15 protein-coding genes are annotated in these 18,712 nt (G+C 41.9%); 5 read left to right on the top strand and 10 right to left on the bottom strand.

What is annotated here, in order from left to right:
- The first annotated feature begins 81 nt into the window (after positions 1-81).
- From MSHOH_RS14285 to MSHOH_RS14270, 4 genes are all read left to right on the top strand, one after another.
- Positions 82-267 carry a hypothetical protein gene (locus MSHOH_RS14285; protein WP_048140585.1) on the top strand — a complete coding sequence of 62 codons (186 nt, stop codon included), beginning with the start codon at positions 82-84 and terminating at the stop codon, positions 265-267.
- Between the two features lie 195 nt (positions 268-462).
- Positions 463-1,638: an AI-2E family transporter gene (locus tag MSHOH_RS14280; RefSeq protein WP_239450986.1), complete on the top strand. Its 1,176-nt coding sequence runs from the start codon at positions 463-465 to the stop codon at positions 1,636-1,638.
- A gap of 236 nt (positions 1,639-1,874) precedes the next feature.
- Complete coding sequence (locus MSHOH_RS14275; protein ID WP_048140583.1) at positions 1,875-2,072, top strand: CxxC-x17-CxxC domain-containing protein; 198 nt, start codon at positions 1,875-1,877, stop codon at positions 2,070-2,072.
- An 882-nt stretch (positions 2,073-2,954) separates the two neighbouring features.
- On the top strand, positions 2,955-3,311 hold the full coding sequence (locus MSHOH_RS14270; protein ID WP_048140581.1) for a hypothetical protein: 357 nt from the start codon (positions 2,955-2,957) through the stop codon (positions 3,309-3,311).
- A 582-nt stretch (positions 3,312-3,893) separates the two neighbouring features.
- Here MSHOH_RS14270 and MSHOH_RS14265 read toward each other — a convergent pair.
- From MSHOH_RS14265 to MSHOH_RS14225, 9 genes are all read right to left on the bottom strand, one after another.
- The gene (locus MSHOH_RS14265; RefSeq protein ID WP_048140580.1) at positions 3,894-6,473 is read right to left on the bottom strand and encodes a vWA domain-containing protein; all 2,580 of its coding nucleotides are present in this window, start codon (positions 6,471-6,473) and stop codon (positions 3,894-3,896) included.
- Positions 6,470-8,356, bottom strand: a complete 1,887-nt coding sequence (locus tag MSHOH_RS14260) for a vWA domain-containing protein (protein ID WP_048140579.1) — start codon at positions 8,354-8,356, stop codon at positions 6,470-6,472. The genes MSHOH_RS14265 and MSHOH_RS14260 overlap by 4 nt, the downstream gene beginning before the upstream one ends.
- An 8-nt stretch (positions 8,357-8,364) precedes the next feature.
- Positions 8,365-9,246 (bottom strand): DUF58 domain-containing protein, encoded by an 882-nt coding sequence (locus tag MSHOH_RS14255; RefSeq protein ID WP_048140577.1) that lies wholly within the window; start codon positions 9,244-9,246, stop codon positions 8,365-8,367.
- Positions 9,247-9,286: 40 nt separating this feature from the next.
- On the bottom strand, positions 9,287-10,288 hold the full coding sequence (locus tag MSHOH_RS14250; protein ID WP_048140576.1) for an AAA family ATPase: 1,002 nt from the start codon (positions 10,286-10,288) through the stop codon (positions 9,287-9,289).
- 74 nt (positions 10,289-10,362) lie between these two features.
- Positions 10,363-11,229, bottom strand: coding sequence for a DUF7502 family protein (locus MSHOH_RS14245; RefSeq protein ID WP_048140574.1), 867 nt, complete (start codon positions 11,227-11,229; stop codon positions 10,363-10,365).
- Between the two features lie 568 nt (positions 11,230-11,797).
- On the bottom strand, positions 11,798-12,532 hold the full coding sequence (locus MSHOH_RS14240; RefSeq protein WP_394297772.1) for an ABC transporter ATP-binding protein: 735 nt from the start codon (positions 12,530-12,532) through the stop codon (positions 11,798-11,800).
- A 49-nt stretch (positions 12,533-12,581) separates the two neighbouring features.
- On the bottom strand, positions 12,582-13,787 hold the full coding sequence (locus tag MSHOH_RS14235) for an ABC transporter permease (RefSeq protein WP_048140572.1): 1,206 nt from the start codon (positions 13,785-13,787) through the stop codon (positions 12,582-12,584).
- Positions 13,788-13,837: 50 nt separating this feature from the next.
- On the bottom strand, positions 13,838-15,133 hold the full coding sequence (locus tag MSHOH_RS14230; protein WP_048140570.1) for a COG1361 S-layer family protein: 1,296 nt from the start codon (positions 15,131-15,133) through the stop codon (positions 13,838-13,840).
- A 125-nt stretch (positions 15,134-15,258) separates the two neighbouring features.
- Positions 15,259-16,668, bottom strand: coding sequence for an alanine/glycine:cation symporter family protein (locus tag MSHOH_RS14225; RefSeq protein ID WP_048140568.1), 1,410 nt, complete (start codon positions 16,666-16,668; stop codon positions 15,259-15,261).
- A gap of 242 nt (positions 16,669-16,910) precedes the next feature.
- Between MSHOH_RS14225 and MSHOH_RS14220 the strand changes: the two genes are divergently transcribed.
- A complete protein-coding gene (locus MSHOH_RS14220) occupies positions 16,911-17,318 on the top strand; it encodes an ACT domain-containing protein (RefSeq protein ID WP_048140566.1) in 408 nt (135 codons plus the stop codon).
- 105 nt (positions 17,319-17,423) lie between these two features.
- Here MSHOH_RS14220 and MSHOH_RS14215 read toward each other — a convergent pair whose 3' ends face one another.
- A complete protein-coding gene (locus MSHOH_RS14215; RefSeq protein ID WP_158024286.1) occupies positions 17,424-18,647 on the bottom strand; it encodes a calcium/sodium antiporter in 1,224 nt (407 codons plus the stop codon).
- Positions 18,648-18,712 lie beyond the last annotated feature (65 nt).

The raw sequence follows: 18,712 nt of genomic DNA, 5'->3' as shown, positions 1-18,712 counted from the left end.
TTTCCTTTTGTTCGGGTTATTTATAGTTTTATTACAATATTTAACATTACAAAATTTCTCTTTATTGTAAGGGGGTATTGGATGATACATCTATGGGAATATGATTCTCGCAGGATTAATGGTAGGAACATGCCACAATTGATGAGCGACCTTGAAAGAATCGGGAACGAGGGTTGGGAGCTTGTTCAGATAAAGGATGACGTCGACGATGAAGGAACAGTAACCGCAATTTTCAAACGGGAGAAGCAAGAGACAATATCTCTGTGATTGAAAATCCTTTAAATTCTCTCTGAATATTCTATAATCTTCAATTTCTTTATATTTTAACTTCCTGTTTCTGTAAACAAGTCTCTTCTAATTATAATGCTATGCACATCAGGAAAACGGACATAGTTTTTCGTAAAATGAGTTCTTTTATATTGACAGTAAGTTATTTATCTACTTCTTCAGTATTTTGTGTATATGAAAAATTACAATTCTGTAAAGGCCACTTATGCGGTTATAATTATACTGGTTTCATTATTTGCTTTATATATAACATCAGCATTTTTTTATGTTATTATTCTCAGTGCTCTTTTTGCTTACATCATCCATCCTGTGTACTTTTTTTGTCTCAGATTCGTAAAGAGCAAGCAGATCTGCGCTCTGATTCCTCTTGGCGCGATTTTTCTTCTTACAGTTTCCTCAGGCGTCATGATAGTGAAGGCTTTAATGAATGAGATCTCAAGAATTTTAGAAATTCCCAATACTCTTAACGGATTTGCAAATATGGATTTAAGACGGATAGTCGGACTTTTTGAGCCTTTTATCCAGACCCATCCAGGGAAGCTGACCGCAAGCATAGGCACATATCTGAACTCTCTTGTCACGGATTATGTTCCTGAAATCCAGAGTAACGTTCTCCAGATTTCAACAAACCTTTCGATCCTGATTATAGAGCTGATCGTAATTGTTGTCCTGACCTATTACTTTCTCGTGGAAAGCGAAACTATTGCAGCCGAACTTCCGAATCTCTTTCCTGACAGGAAAGTGGGAGTCGTATTCCTCAGGGAGCTCAATTATATCTACCAGAATCTTTTCATAGTCTACTTCCTGACCTGTCTCATGACCGGCATAATTGGAGGGGTTCTTTACTGGACCCTTGGAGTACCTTACCCTCTTATATGGGGAATTGTGACCTTCATAATGGCTCTTCTGCCTGTTGTCGGAGCAGGCACGGTCTATGGTCTCCTTGCCCTTTACTACGTCCTCATAGAGGACTATTTTACAGCAGGAGCTCTGTTTTTCCTGGGAATTATCCTCCTGAGCCTTGCACCTGACTTTGTAATAAGGCCGAAGCTTGCCAGAAGCAGGGCTGCAATCCACCCGGCAGTTACTCTTGTTGCCTTTGCAGCTCCTGTCTTCGTTCTCGGTCCGATAGGAATCATCATAGGTCCTCTTACATACGGATTTTTGCTTGCAGCCTTCAGGACAAGGAAAATAATCGGGACATCCTCCATCCAGCCCGAAAGCTCGGCTACAAGCTCAATTGAGGACTCACCAGAAAGAATGATAGAAAGGCCGGTTGAATTCCAGATTGAAAAAACAGTTGAAAAGCCAGTTGAGACTTCCAGTCCGCATTTTCAGTCAGGAAATTAACCTGTGGAGTGATAAAGAAAAAGCTGTATGAATCTAACCTCTGGAAGAGATGTATCTTCACAGTCTCCAGGCTTTACAGATATCTTTATATAATATATCTGTCTGGTAGGTGTATTAAAAATAAAGAGACGTATAATCTGTTATTAAAAACTCATTTTTGTTTTTAATCAAAGAGCTCTATACAATCTTATTTTTAAACTATTGACTATCCGCTATAAGTGGAGGTGAAAACGAAAATGGCTTTTAATGACAGAAATTTCAGAGGGAATTCCGGAGGTTTCCGCGGTAACAGCGGTCCCAGGGAAATGCACACCGCAGTTTGTTCTGACTGTAACGTCGAGACTCAGGTACCATTTAAACCTGACCCCGAAAGACCAGTCTACTGCAGAGACTGCCTTCCTAACCATAGGACTCCCAGAGAGAACCGTTATTAAGTGTTATCCATGTAACTGAGTTACATCAACACTACTAAAATTAATCCACTTTCCTTTATTAATTCACTTTCCTTTTTTAGTGCTATTTTTTTCTATAGTGTTTCCGTACTTTTTAGTTATCTTCTTCGTTTATTTCAAACATATCAGCTGCATGATTGACTTTCTAAAATCATGCTCTCCTGTTTTTTAAGCATCGTCTCAAAAGCAACTTAAATATCTCAAAAGCAGTTTTGATTATACTTATACGTTTGTTTATCCTTCACATATCTTAAAGATCCTTTTATCCATCAAATATATCTGTAATAATGTGAGTGTTTGTCTAAAAATCCTGAAGAATGATTTCGTTTTTGAAAAAAGGTTGCGTTCCCACCTGAATCTTGGAAATTCCGAATATTTATAAGAGATGTATTTGTTTTTGGGAAGAGGTTTGAGGTACTTGACTCATAGGCTGTGAGTTTTGTGTTATCTCTTTGCTTGTGGGGTAGTTTTTCGGAGTGGATGTTGAAGTAGGTCTTTTGGAATAGGTCTTTGCTAGTTTGGTGTTAAGATGAGAACGCAAACTATACTACGCATTCACTATATATATTATTTCCAACTACTAATATAATTGTAACCGTATATTCATTAGTGTATGCATATAATATTCCATCGTCAATATAATCATATAGAAATACATAAATCGTGTGTGGCTTCCATTCAATAAAAACGCATCATTAGAAATATATTTACTCGAGTTTTTAAAAAATGATATATAATACTTAACCTATTTCTTAGATAAGATTTTGAGCTAAAATTAATCTTTAATCAGTATCGTTTTCCTGAACCTGCGGAGGGAGAGGCATAAAAAGATTTAATTTAATTCTAATACTGACCATTGGGATATTGATAGCAGCAAACTCTGCTGATGCCGTGCCACAAGGGACTGTAATTAAAGAAGGAGTACTGACATATCCTGCAGGGCCTTATCTCACAGAAGATCCCCTTCTATTGAGTCTCGAAGATTACGGAGACGATAACAGCACAAAAGCATCAGGCAACTTTTCAAATACAACCTGGCCTGAAAACGAAACTCTATGTTTTAACAAAAGTAGTGACAGCTTTATTTCCGGAAACCCTGATGCTGGAGTTCTCTGGATCTGTCCTTCCAATCTTTTTTCTGTTTACTACGATTGCAATACGGAAATACTCCAGCCCGGTTTTGCTTTTCTTTACTGTTCAACTCCTCTTCTTTTAATCTGACAGCTTCGTTCATTATCCAATACCATTTTTATTAATTTAACCACTGAAAAAACTATACTTGTTGAGCTCTTTGCTAAAAAGAAATACCAAAAAGGCTTGAGACATGCATGGTTTTAAAATGAGGTTGCGTTCCCATCTGAAAAATATCTGGAAGTTCCTAGGTACTGAGAGATTTTTTTGTTTGGGAAGAGGTTTGAGGTATTGTGGGTGAGAGTTTTATTTCATCTCTTTACTGTGGAGTAGGTTTTGAAGTAGGTGTTTGCTAGTGGGGTGTTCAGAGATGAGAACGCAATTTATACAAGATCTTCATCATATATAATATTTTTAACACATAATACTATAGTAATGCTCTATTTTTTAGCCGATCTCTCTAATTTTAGTTTATTAGTTTAATATTATACCATTAAACTACTGTAATTGCAGATATAACAAAAATATATTTATTACTAAGGTATCTAATTATTGCTAAGTGTTTAACTGCAAGTTACTTCATATCTCTGAGTTTACTGTTCTCTGGATGTGTGTTCTTATACTGCCTGCACTTCCTGGCTGCCTTTGGTTCGGGATTACTTCTGGATACTGTCATTTCATGCGTGTATTATATGTATGATGCAGGGTGTAGAGCAGGTATATCAGGAAAGCGAGCACAAGGAAATATTTTGTATAAAAGACCTTTGTCAGGATTTTTTTCTTTGTACTGATCGAAGCGTCTTCTATTATCCTTGAGTAGACATCTCCTTTTGTATAGATTTTCCCGCCATTTTCAAGTATTGCTGTTCTGAAGAGAAAGTTTTCTCCTACGTACGTATATTCGTCTGGACGGTTTACAGCAGCAGGTCTCCAGGATACGTTCTTAACTCCAGAAACTTCGGACATTAACTCCTCGGTCAGATTTGCTTCAAGAGGGGTTTCTGAAATTTTATGGAGTCCGAAAGTATTGGCTGTAACGTATGATTCGTACATGTTATTTCCAATGGATGTGATTTCCATTGGCTTTTTGTCAAAATAAAGTTCAGGCACACCTGTTCCTCCTGTCGTAATCAGGATTCTACCAGGCTGACTCATTTTAAGGTCAGGCACCTCCAGCTGGATACCTTCAGACATCTCCGTATCTGCAACTGCCCAGTTCAGAGTCCTGGTAATTATCAGACTGTCGTTTCCTGAGTACAGGGATGCCGCCCAGGGGATTCCATTTCCGTTTCCGTTGTCGGTTGTAATCGCAGCAACTCTGCCCAGTCCCAGTCTCCAGACTGTAATTATAGGCTTGCCCAGCCTTGTTATAACCAGGCGATTTGCTTCTGGTTTCGGGGTGACCTCATTATATCCCAGAATATCATGCTGTATGTCGGAAATGTTCCGGGTAATGAAATGTTTAGGGTCATAAACAACAATTGACCCGCTAGAGTATTCGTTCTCCAGTTCTTCGGATTCCTCGGGATTTTTAGAGAAACTTACTTTTATCCTCTCACCGGGCTCTATTCTATTGTAATTTTGTGACAGGCCTATTTTGTTCATGAAGAGTTCGGCATAGTACTGCCCCTTTGGAGTTACCTGGCTGGTGGTTTTTGGAGCATGTATGTGAACAAAGTGAATTCCAATGCCACTGTTTTCGTGAAGATTTTCCGCACACTGGATTGCCCGTTCGAACCTCAGATCCCCTTCAGCTATGTTACCTATCCCGCCATCAGATACGATTATGATGTCAGCTTCTGAATTGTTTTCCTGCTCTTTAAGCAGTGTTCGTGCAGTCATGAGCCCCCTTTCAAGAGACGTGGAGTCTCCAGTAGGCGATATTTTGCGGATTTCAGCATCAAGCCAGAGTCTATTGGACTCTTTTGACATATCTACGAACCCGTTTGTAATATCCTGTCCTTTACTCCCGAAAGTGATCACATTGACTCTTGCATCTTTAAGAAGATCACTTTCAAGAAGGACAACTGCATTTGACAGAATCTCGTCAAGAACCCTCCCTCCTACACCATTGCTCTGCAGAGTACTGGGAGAAACATCAAGCATAAGGACAACGTTTCTGCCTCCTCTCCAGCTCGAGGGCTCCGAGGTAACAGGAAGGAGTTCCTCAAACCTTGTGTCCTTGTATGTATATTCCGCAGGGAAATCAAAAGAGGACCCACCTCCAATCACTACCATGCCGCCTCCGTTAATGATATAATCTCTGAGGGCTCGGGTTTCAATATCCGATATAGTTGATGCGGCCTGATTGTCAATTATTACGGCATCCATATTGTTAAGAGAACTGAAGGATCCGGCTATTCTTACGTCGTAGATCTCTTTCATTGTGTTTGCAAGAGGAGAGTCGGGCTCATTTGTAACGAGCAGGACTTTTGGTTTGGGAGTTACGTATACACTTTTCATATACTGGTTATTGTTCTCGAAATAATCCAGATTTTTAACACTGATACTGGCAGGATGGAGGGTTGCCTTTACGGTGTGAGGCCCAAGCGTTTCAAACGTGTGATTGAATTCTATGCTTTCTACTCTTCCTGTCTGGGTAATTTCTCTCTCCAGTACTTTTTGATGGTCGATTGTAATTCTTACCTGATAACTCATCCTGTCTTCAATTGATTTCCGGACATTAACCTTGAAAAAAGCCTTATTATCGATTACAGCCTCGTTTTCTCCTTCAATCTCCACACTCAGATCTTCTTCAACAGTCCTGGGGATAAGAGCAGAGACAGGAAAATTATTTTTATAACAGTAGGAGAGAGCTTCCTCAACCGGTGTCCCTGAATTGCTCTGTCCGTCCGATATTACAAGCACATAATTTTCAGGTGAAGCCTGCTGGATAATAGCATCCCCAAGAGAGGTATGAATCCCTGAAATCGTTGTAACTGCAACAGGGACCCTTGTATTGAGCTCATCTGCAACCTCTTTGGAGACTCCCTTTTCCAGCAGATCCATGCTGGCACTTTCATCAGAGATTATGGTTATTCTTGACTGGTTGGTTTTTGGAGAGCTCATTTCCACGGAATAAGGTGCAGCAAGAGCAATAATGAGGAAAAAGATTACAAGGGAATGGACGAACAGATGTCTTCTATCAATCTTTTTCCAGAGACCCAAAAACACAAACAGTGCCAGAGGACCCAGTAGCATAAGTTCGCTTATATGTAAAAAATTAAAACCATAAGGAAAATCGAAGGTCATATGATCTTCCTCCTTAACATAACTGCACTCTCAACTATAAGGAGCAGAAATGAGATGTAAATAATGTACTTCCTGGGTCTTTCAGGGGATACTGTATGAAGGTCCTGTTTCTCGATACCTCCATTCTCACCTGTCAGGTTTAGCCTTTTTTCGGTAAAGGTATTTGATTCGCCGGAATCATACAGGTTGGCAGCAATTATCTTCTGGTTAAGGTCGTACAATCCGCATTCATCGTAATAGACGAAATCACTGCTGACAGTTTCCGTAGGGGTTTTAACTCTGACGGTCTGGTCAAATGCCTGGTACCTGCCCGTTTTCACATTTGTTTCGCTTATATCATCGATTCCCCACATGTATCTGAGGAGTTTTGCCCAGAACACAGGGTAGGTAGGAGTAGTAGCGAAATTGTTCCATGCGTCGGTCTCGGTAGTGTCACTGAACCCTACATAGGTTACTGTTCCTTCGTTTATGTTCTGCATGCAGACCAGAGGTCCAGCTCCTCCGGCTTCTACAAGGATTGCAGCATCCTCTTTAGGTATAGTGGCAAGCAATTTGCGCAGATAGACCTCACCGAATGATACATCATCAAAAATAGCTTTTCCACTTCCCACGGTCTCTATTGTGTAACTGCCTTTTTCTTCTATTGAAACTATATCTACCGGAAGGACGGAGTAAAGCCCATGCATCTGTAATGAATCATACAGGCACTCGTTTCCGATGACAATAATGTCTTTTCCGTTCTTTGCATAAGCTGCAATTTCCAGGGCATCTTTGGCTGGAAGAGATTTATGTTTTGAGTTTACAATTATAGTATCATATTCTGTAGCATTATCAGGAAGGTCCTGCTGTACATCGACCTGAATATCGGGCAGCAGGGATATTGCAGTTATCAGAGGAGACTTGCCTGCAGCCTTCTCAGGATCTGTCAATACCAGGATTTTTTTGGGTTTGACCTCAGGGATTGAGATGTAAGCGATGTTGTCACAGAGTACTGCATCCTCATTGAGGATTTTCACAGTTGATATACCCTGAGGGATATTTGAAAACTTTATCTGCTGAGATCCGTACTCTGCAAGCTGTACAGAATTGCTGACTTTTGTACCGGAAGCAGTATCAGAGTTACTCTCCAGCTGCACATCAAGTTTTGCGCTTCTGTCATTAAAGTTTCTGATAGTACATGTATATTCATATGTCCCGTCATTGCTGTCCTTCAAATAACCGTCTACAATTGCATAATTGGCAGTTCTATTACCTACCTGCCTGAGTTCAAGCTCCATATTTTTCGTGTTTGCGATTCTTATGTATGTTTCAGGAACCCTTCCTTCCCAGGTTTCAAAATCGGATATGACTACGATTTTCCCATACTCGTTCTCCTTTTCGTTTATAGCTGTCAAAATGGCTCTGGGAACATCCGAGGGGGTGTCTCTTACCTCCATGCCGTTAATTACTTTTTCCGCATCCTTTGCATTCAGATTCTTTGCAAGCACTACAGGCATGCTTTCTGCAGCGGTAATCGTGTTTTCCTCACCCAGGCTGTCTATTGCTATTGACCTGGCTTCACCGATACGGTCAGGAACTGTCATGCTCGCAGAAGAGTCTATTATAATTATTACCTTTTGAGCATCTGCTTTAACGTCATCTATAAGCGGGCCCGCAATTGCTGTTGAAAGGAGAATAAGAGCAAGTAACTGTAAGTAAAATAAGGGATCTGTTATTCTTTTAGTGATAGTGCGCCTGGAATCAAGCTTGTTCTGGCTTATCCTTCGAACAAACATAAGGGAAGGCAGAATAATGTTTTTTGGGCGGGGCCTGAGCAGGTATATGATTGTAAGGGGAATTATCCCTGCAAGTGCAGCGAGGCCCTGAGAGAACTCAAAGTCCATAGGCAGAATCACCCTTCACCTATGATTTTAAGGACAGTATCAAGCGGCTCGTTTTTTATGCTGACACGGAAATAAGGGATTTTAAAATCGTATGCAATTTTCTCCAGTTCAGCTATATGCTTTGAGTATTCGGCAGCATACTCTTTTTTAAAGTTAGGTCCCACTGTAAAACTGATTTCTGCGTTTGTCTCGCTGTCAATGAATTTTACTGCTCCGTCCACGGTTTCAGGCAGGTTCATTTCGTTCTCATCATAGATATGTACAAGTACCAGCTCGTGCCTTGACAGCCTGTTAACTGCATTGCGGACCGAATCAAGATTATCCAGGAAATCCGAAATTATGAAGACCATTGATTTCGATTTTATCCTCAGGTATATCGAGTCTGCACAATCTGCGAGTTTTGTGTTTCCATTGACTGAAATCCGGGTCAGGTTATCTATTGTCCGCAGGAAATCGTCCCTTCCTTTACGGGCTTTTGTGTAATCCACGTCGTCTGCAAACGTTGCAACTGTGTATACGTCGTTGTGTTTCATTACAATGTAAGAAACTCCTGTGGCTACTGTTGACGCATACTCAAATTTGTTTGGAGTACTGTCGGGAAAAAGCATGCTGCTGCTGGCATCAAGCAGTATGACCATGTTAAGATTTTTGTCTTCTTCGAACCTGCGTATGTAGAGTTTTTCCGTACGGGCATAAAGGTTCCAGTCTATTCTTTTTAATGAGTCTCCCTGATTGTATTTTCTATGATCTATGATATCAATCCCTGACCCTGTCCTTGTTGACTGGTGACTGCCCGTGTGAACTGCTGAAACTCTCCTGCTGAGCGGGATTGCATATCTGTCAAGTTGGGTCAGGAACGACGTATCTATTGTATGTTTTGAGCCAGCCATGTCTGATCACTGCCTCCAGCCTTTTTTTCCGCTGGCTGAATCAAATAATTGTTTTTCTGTCCTCCAGAATTTTCTGTATGATTCTGTCGCTCGTAATGTTGTTTCTTGCAGCGTCAAAAGATAGAATTATTCTGTGGCGAAGGACGGGAAGAGCCATGGAGTCAATGTCCTCTTTATCAACATACCCTCTGTCGTCGAGAAACGCATTTGCTTTTGCGCAGAGAATAAGTGCAATTGAGGCACGCGGTGATGCGCCTGCTTCTATCATATCAGGCATTTTTCGAGTCTGGTTCACGATATCAATTGCATATTTTTTGAGCTTGTTTGAGATAGGAATCCTGCGGGTTATCTGCTGCAACTCGAGAAAGGTCTGTTTTTCTATGCATCTCCTTACAGCTGGTCTGAAAGCTTCTGCATAACGGTTTACAATCTCAAATTCTTCTTCGGGATCAGGGTAATCCAGGCGAATCTTCATTAGAAACCTGTCAAGCTGGGCTTCGGGCAGGGCATAGGTCCCTTCCATTTCAATAGGGTTCTGGGTAGCAAGAATAAAGAAGGGACGGTCAAGCGTGTATGTCGTACTTGCCACAGTTACCTGTTTTTCCTGCATTGCTTCGAGCAGGGCAGACTGGGTCTTTGGAGAGGCACGGTTAATTTCATCCGCAAGTACGATGTTTGCAAAAACGGGTCCCTGCTTGAACTTAAAGTGCTTTGAGCCTCTTTCATCTTCTTCTATGATGTCGGTTCCTGTAATGTCTGCAGGCATAAGGTCAGGCGTGCACTGAATCCTGCTAAATCTCATGCTCATGATCTGGGAAATAGTGGATATTGTCAGGGTTTTACCAAGCCCAGGGTTGCTTTCTACGAGAACATGTCCTTCACACAGCATAGCTATGAGAATCTGCCGGATCATTTCTTTCTGGCCGACAATAGAATTGCCAATTTCTCTAAAAATGACTTCAAAAATTTTGGGAGCTTTTTCATAAGTGGATTTTAAGTTAAGTTCTGAATTTTCAAGCTGGATTTCCTGTAATTCTCTCATATTGCAACTCCACTATTTTTACGTAAATCATGAATTTGCTGTAAATTCGAACATATCTGACGCTTTGAGGACGTTTACTTGGACGAAAGCTCCTCAAAGTACTGTTTGATCAGAGGTTCATACTCTTCTGGCAGGTTTTCAGAGTAAGTCTGACTGTACTTGAATTCTTCATTAGAACTGTCTGAGTTCTCATTGAATTTTTGTTCCGTGTCTGCGTCTATCTGGCTTGTGAATCCGAGTCCGAGGGTAGGATTGATTTTCATTTCAACCTGTTCTCCGTTCTTTACGATGAGGGCTTCTATCCTGTACCTGGGGTCCGGGACAACCTCTTCATTTTCTTCATAAGTCGCTCTGGCATTCAGATTATGAGCACTGTCCCGGATATTATCGATTATCTTTCCAGGAAATACATTAAAGCTGAAGCCCTCATGTATGCAGAAGGTGACCGCTGCAGAAATTAGGAGAAGTACCAAGAATGACTTAAAAATCTGGTTTTTCGGGACTACTTTCCTTATTTTGATGGCAGTTAGTTGCCTGTGCACATCCTCCAGCAGGTTCTTTGTAACGATGTTGACGTTCTGGCTGTTATCATATGCCGTACTCAGTCGCGTCCTGAATTCCGGAAAACTGGTTTCAAGCAGATTTATCAGATTAAACTTACTTCTCCTATCAAATAACCTGTGAATTAAACCAATAAGAAGGGTAAGCACAAGTGCCCCTGCGGCCATTAAACAGAGATTAAACCAGTAAGTGTTCAGATATTCCTGGGATTTGCTCAGTTTATCCATGCCGGGGACATAATAAGCAAGTTCATACAGGTTAAATAAGATCATTAATAAAAATAAAAATGTAAATTTTCCGGCTGTTTGCAGGAACTCGAGGGTACGATAGGACAACTTGAGGTACTTTTTATACTTCTCCAGAAGAGGCACTACGAGCATATAATCTCAAACCACATTTGTAATTTTTACTAATTATATTGCAGATGTTACTAAAAAACTTTTCCAATATTTTAATTATAATTCTGGCAGATCTTCAGTAATATAGTAACAACTATCCAACTAGTACAAAGGTAAATAAGCAGGATAATGACCCGACAAGTTCCCCTTTAATCTCCTGCCATATCATGTATAATAGAAAAACTATATAATTGTATAAGAAGCATATTTTTCATTCTGTAACTTTTGTAACTTTTATCGCGTGATCAGAAAATTAGATCTGATTTTTATGCAGTAAGGACTGAGAATAACTCCCTTGCGCCTGCAAAACTCTGTGAAATCTATCTATTATAGTCTGCCCTTTACAGTATGCACTCGCCAAACATACGATATCCGGCCTATAAAATAGGGTGAAAAGAAAAAAACTGAAAAAGAAAGCCACTCTCCTTCATCGAGTGAGACAGGAATGGGTTGGTATAGGGATAAGGTTTTACGGGTAGAATTAAGGTAGGAATTTGCCTCTGCCAGTGTTTTCTTTTTACCTGGAAATTAGCCCTTCAACCCTTCAATATTACCCTACAACGACCCCGTCCTTTAACCTTATCACCCTGTCGGCGTATGCCGCATGCCATTCCTCATGTGTAACCATTACAATCGTCTGGCCCTTTTCTTCGTTAAATTTCTTAAAAAGGTCAAGAACCTCCTTTGAGGTTTGAGAATCCAGATTGGCGCAGGGCTCGTCTGCAAAAAGAACTCTCGGGTTATGGGCAAGGGCACGGGCAATTGAAACACGCTGCTGCTGGCCGCCGCTCATTTTTGAGGGCAACTGGTGCAGGCGGTCGCCAAGCCCGACTGCCTTAAGGATCTCCGCAGCTGCTGATTCATACTCATCTTTTGTTTTGCCCTGCATCATTAGGGAGATATAAACGTTTTCCGAAGCATCAAGTTCAGGAAGCAGGGCATAGTCCTGAAAAACATAACCCAGATTGTGAAGGCGAAATTTGCCTTTTTCTTTATCAGACATGCGGGAAGTGTCTGCCTCGTCTATAATGACTTTTCCGGAGTTTGGGGTATCGAGAAGGCCCAGCTGGTTTAAAAGAGTGGTTTTTCCGGAGCCGCTTGGGCCCATAATAGCAACAAACTCTCCGCGACGGATGCTTACGTTTACGCCCCTGAGAGCTCTAACCTGCACTTCCCCCATTTTGAAGGTGCGGACTATGTCTGTTCCTTCAATAATTATGTCGCCGATCTTTTCAGAGGCTGTTTTCATTTCAACCTCATGTCCGTCTCTCACCTCATTTTTCATCTCGGGTCTCTTTTCCCTGTTAATCTCATTTTCCATTTCGTCACCTTCCTCATTTGCCCCAGATAAGGTCAAGAAGGTCCTTCTGAGCCAGTTTATAGGCAGGAATTACAGATCCTATAATGGAGGCAAGAAAAAGAAGGACTGCCCGATTTATGGCTTCAGCATCGTCAAGCCTGAGGCTCATAGCTCCCAAAGGTACCTGAATGGGATTAGAGATAGTATAAGGCACAAGCCCGAAACGAACAAAGCAGTAACCAAGTATGATCCCTGTGCCGGCATAAAGCATTGCCTGAAGCACAAAAGAGGCAACGATCACATTCTGCTCTATCCCGATTGCTTTCTGGACTCCGATCTGCCTCTTCTTATTCACAATATTAACGTAAATAACCACGAAGATGATCACAAATGCAATCAAAAGTCCTATTGCGTTCATAATATTCCTTACAAGCCCAAGGGTGTTTTCGATCAGGCGAAGAATGCCTGCAAACTCATGCCAGGTACGAATATTTTCTCTTATCCCCAGGGAGAGTAAGGATATACGTGTCCCGTACTCGTCCGTGCCTGCAGTAGTTTTGATAGCTATTTCGCTGGCAAGATCCCTATTTTCTATGCCAAGCATCTCTTCCATATCAGCCCGGCTAACGTAGGCTCCGGCATCAGCCATGAAAAAAAGAGTTGTATAGATCCCTTTTACCCTGAATTCCCGGGTTTTGCCGCTGACTGTTAGTTCAACGGTATCGCCTACTTCAACACCTCCAAGAGACCTTGATTCCATCAGGGCATCAAAACCTCCTGAGACCTCCCTGCCCAAAATAATCTCTCCTCTATCAGGCCTGCTCAGGAATTCTCCGCTTATTACGGCGCCCTCCAGGCCGGTGACAAAGGCTTCATCCGTAGGGTCAATCCCGTAAACAGTACCTCCTATTTCTTTTTCTTTATAACGGAAGTTACCTGTAGTTTTAAGACGAGCAGAAGTCCCTACGACCTCAGGAAGGCTTTCTATCTTCTTCTGCAGGGCTGATGTGTCCTCTATGTAACGTTCTTCTTCCTCTGGCTCTATTACCACGTTTCCTGTCTGGAAGTCCACCATAAGCTCATTAAACTTGAGGGTAACTCCTGCCAGCATACTTGAGAAAAGAACGAGCTGAACAAATATTAGGGTCAGCACGAAGACGGTAAAGATTGTAATCCCTTTATTGCCCCGCATAATTGAACGGCTGGCAAGAAAAAAGGAGACTTTAGCCTTTTCAAGCATAATAGGGCGTCCTTACTGGTTTATTGAAACTTTTTCTTTTCGTTTCTCAGTTAGAGTTTACCTTTAGAGTTTACCTTTTTTTTCAGATAAAGGAGTGCAACTGCAAGAACAAGGACTGCCACCAGTACAAACGGAAAAATACTATCGTGCGTTCTGATGACATTGAACTTCAGATCCTCACTGAGCCGGTGATCTCCAAAATCGTCCTCATACTCAACAAGCAGGGTAACCTCCTGTTCTCCTGCCTTTTGAGGAATAAAGGTAAAAACCGCAGGGGCGTCGTCATCCTTTTCAAGCCGTCCTAAAAAAGCGTCTGTGCTGCCACTTCCTTCAAGCCCTTCTAGTCTGGCTTTCACAAAACGGGCTTCTCCTTCTCCTACGTTTTCAAGTCGCAGGATCATGGAAACCCGCTGCCCTCTCTCAGGCATTTCAGGATCAAACTTCAGGCTTGCAATATTGATTTTTGCCCTGTTCAGCACATTTACTCCGATTTCCTGGGATTTATTGATCTGAAGGGTTTCAGCTTCGTTTGAGGCGGTTATCCGGAGAGGAATTATGTAAGGCTGCACACCTGCATTGCTCCCTAAAAGGAGCTTGAACGACAGGTTTTCAGAGCTTCCAGCACTCAGGTTCTCAAGGAAAAAGACGTTATCCTGAAGGGGAATCATGGGTGAAGAGCTGTTCAGATCAAGAATCACACGGACATTTTTTGCATTCCCGTTTCCTGCGTTCTTAACTGTGGTCCTGAGGTAGAATTCCTCTCCAGGGATGAGAGCTCCTGAAGAAGAATTATCCTCATTTGCAGGAAAGATTTCAGTGCCTACAAGCACAAGATCAGGGTTTCCCTCCACACGTATAGGAATCCTTCTTGAAAAGCTTGTTCCGCCATCGTCTTTGATAGTAAACTCAAGCTGGTAAACTCCCGATTTTGCTTCTGAGCTTACTCTGAAATGAAAGTCCAGTTCGACCTTCGAACGTTGTCTTATCTGTTCAATTCGAAAAGTGCGTTCCGTATTTGTTCCTGAGCCGTACACGCCTGATGCGCTGTACTTAAAGATAAAAGGGTCAAGTTCTTCAATTCCTATTATCACGTTCTCTGCCGGCTCGTCACCGGTATTTTCTATATTGATTTTTATAAGCAGGTCTTCTCCGGGTCTTGCAGGGTTAGGGGTTATTTCCGAGACCTCAACTTGAAGATGTGTGTCTCCCGAAATGACAACTGCAGATGCCGGAGCTGTCAGGAGGCAAATCAGGGCAGCTATCAAAAGCAGTACAACTCTAAAGCGTGATATTTTTACTCTTGCCTTTACAGCTCCCGGGTCTTTTTCTGGTAAGGTGAACTTCATGATTAACAATCCCTGTCTGATTTGGTGAATTATAATTAACAATCTTCAGGACTAGCTTATAACCGTTACACTTTGTTTGCAACCCCTATCAGGTTGTATTTTTTTCCTTCAATATTTTTTGTTTTTCAAGATTCACAAGAATTCAGTTTTTTTGGCTCAGAATCCCTCGACTCAAGTTTTTCGAAGTATTGTGTGGTCTCTGCTGCAATAACTTTCCTAAGCGCAAGAAGGGCTATAAGGTTTGGAATTGCCATCAGTCCATTTACAATATCTGCAAGAACCCAGATAACATCAAGAGTCAGAAAGGCGCCTGAGGCGACGATAAGAATATAGATTATTTTGTAGGGAAGGATCCCTTTTACCCCGAAGAGGAATTCAGTACAGCGTTCACCATAATAATTCCATCCGAGAATTGTTGTAAAGGCAAAAAATATGAGCCCGACTGTTACGATATAGCTCCCGGCTTCCGCAAGTGCTGTTGAGAAGGCGTAGCTCGTCATGTATGCCCCTGCGAGATCCTCAGTCCAGGAATCTGTCATAATGAGTACGGTTCCTGTCATCAGGCAGACAACAATGGTGTCGAAGAAAGTCCCTGTCATGGAAATAAGGCCCTGTCTTGCCGGTTCTCTAACCTTTGCGGCTGCAGCTGCAATGGGCGCACTCCCGAGACCGGACTCATTTGAAAATATTCCTCTTGCAATTCCCATCCTGACTGCAAGCATAACGCCTGCTCCAAGGAACCCTCCCTTTGCTGCTGTTTCGGAAAAGGCGGAACTGAGGATCAGAGCAAACGTTTCCGGGAGCTTATCGAGGTTCAGCCCGATAATCACAAAGCAACCCAGCACATAAGCCATCGCCATAAAAGGTACCATAAACTGAGCAACAGCCGCAATCCTCCTGATCCCGCCGAGTGTCACAAAAGCCACAAGCAGACTCAACACGGCTGCGGTCAGGATTTCAGGGATGTCAAAAGCAATCCTTGCCGAGTCCACGATAGCGTTTACCTGGGGAAAGGTCCCTATCCCGAAGAGTGCCACATTTACTCCGAAGATGGCAAAGAGGGAGGCAAGAACCTTGCTGTACCTTTTGTGTCCCAGCCCGTTTTTGATGTAATACATGGGACCCCCAGACATCTGCCCGTTTGCGTCAACTGTTCTGTATTTGACTGCCAGGAGGGCTTCGGAATACATGGTCGACATCCCGAAAAAAGCCGCAAGAAACATCCAGAACAGCGCCCCGGGTCCTCCTGTTTTTATTGCGGTTGCAACTCCTACTATGTTTCCTGTCCCTATTGTTGCAGAAAGTGCAGTGCTGAGTGCGGCAAAGCTTGAGACGTCTCCCTGTACTCCAATTTCGGCTTTCCGCGAGTTAAGAACGTACCTGAGAGCAAGAGGCAGCCTGAAAATCTGGATCAGGCCCAGGCGCCAGGTCAGGAAAATTCCTGTCCCCACAAGCAAAACCAGAAGAGGAAGTCCCCAGATTAGCTCATCTATTCTCGTAAGGGTGTCAAGTAAGTTCATACCCAGCAGTTCCATTAAACTCACTCCCGGTTAAAATAAAGATTAAAAGATAAAGATTAAAAGATAAAGATTAAGAGATAAAGATTAAGAGATAATGAAATGGTTTTAATTAAGTATTTGTTTGAGGTTGGTCTTAAAAGTTGGCGCTGTCGTTTCCTGATCTAAAAAATGATCCGTAAAGCCAAGAAGTACTAAATTAAACAGAAACTCAGAAAAGCACGGAATTTGAGGCAAAAACCTGATACAAAAAAGGAGCTCTGTATGAAACAAAAAAGCTCACTTTAAACATCTTTGAAGGCAGGTTCAGCATTTTAAGGCTGGAAAAAGACTTTGAAGTGCCTGCATGGGTATATGAGAGTAGCTTTTTCTCGATTACGCGAACCTATGAAGAACTTTCGATTGTCTGCCAGGAAAGTAATATTCCTGCAAATGTTCCTGCCAATATCCGGGCTGAAAGGGATTGGAGCTGCCTGAAAGTGGAGGGCCTTCTTGACTTCGGGCTTACAGGTATCCTTGCAGGAATCAGCAGGGTACTGGCAGAGAACAAGGTAAGCATATTCGCGGTCTCGACATATGATACCGATTATATCCTGGTAAAGGAAAGAGATCTGGAACTTTCAGTAAGGGTCCTTAAAGATAAAGGCTACGAATTCAAAAGTCCCTAATGATAGGGAAAATTAATTTTTTTTGGATACTTTTTCCTGGTGGCTTTTATCAATTGGGTCTTATCAATCGGTTGATACTATTACAGAGTTTTTCAGGTCAGTTTCTTATCCGAGGCTGAGGATAAAAATCATGAACCCGGAGTAGAGAAGGAAAAGAATAAGCCCTTCAAACCTTTTGATCCGCCAGCCTGTCCGGATAAAGAGAAGGAGCAGGAGACTAAAGAAGAGCATGAAAGGGGTTATGTAATTGATGCTGATTTCAGTCACTGTTAGGGGATGGACAAGCCCGGAGCAGCCAAGAATCAAAAGGATATTCGTAATGTTTGACCCTATAACATTCCCAAGAGCTATGCTGGCATAGCCGCTGCGGGCTGCAGAAACAGTAACCATTAGTTCGGGAAGGGAAGTCCCAACTGCAACAAGACTTATACCGATTAGAGTTTCCGGAACTTCCAGAAGAAGGGCAAAAAATATTGACTGTTCTACAAAGTACCTGGCTCCAACAACTATGGCAATTCCGCTTGCAACCAGTTTGATAAACTCCATCAAGAGGCTGCTTTCAGAGAGACTTTCAGCTTCATTTTCGATCTCTATCTCGTTTTCGATCTCAATTTCATTTCCTACCTCTATCTCGCTTTTGATCTCAATTTCATTTCCTATCTCGTTCTCAGTCTCAATTTCGTTTTCGGTTTTAGTTTTAAGGCCAGTTTTACTTTCTTCCCGGTTTTCTTCCGAAGTTCCGTTTTCTCTTTCTTCATAGCTTTTTTTTCCAGTTTTCTTTAATCTTTTTTCTTTTATTCGCCCTTTGACACCTGTTTCAATAATTGCTTTCAAATCGAAGATATACTCAAACTTGAAAAAGTAATTCATAAAATCTTTAAAGTATATGTCTTCTTCGTGTTTCTTCACCTTATCGAGCAGGAAAAGAAGATAAACAAAGTATAGCAGAAGAAAAGTAAAGGCTTCAATCCTTGAGATTCTGAAGTCCAGAACAAACAGAAAAAAAAGAAAGGCGGAGAATAGCATTATATAGCCATCTCTTCTAAGCATTAATTCATCAGTCCTCACATTGGACAGAAGGGCAGCAGTACTCACGATAAGTCCTATGTTTGCTATGTTTGATCCGAGTATGTTACCTATGACTATTCCGCTTGCCTGTTCGAAGGATGCGGTAAGGGAGGAGGCAAGCTCAGGCACGGATGTCCCTATCGATACCAGAGTTAACCCGATTATAAACTCTGAGACTCCAAACCTTTTCGCAATCAGGGAAGAAGACATTACAAAAAGGTCTGCTCCCTTTACAAGCAGTATCAGGCCACCGACAAACATAAAGACGTTAATCAGGTACACAAGAAACTGTGAACTCGAGTTTTATTTAAATATATCCTTTAAGA

The organism is Methanosarcina horonobensis HB-1 = JCM 15518 (genome assembly GCF_000970285.1).
In the GTDB taxonomy this organism is placed as follows: domain Archaea; phylum Halobacteriota; class Methanosarcinia; order Methanosarcinales; family Methanosarcinaceae; genus Methanosarcina; species Methanosarcina horonobensis.
Note: the sequence above shows the minus strand (reverse complement) of the source record. Positions and strands in the feature narration are given on the sequence as shown.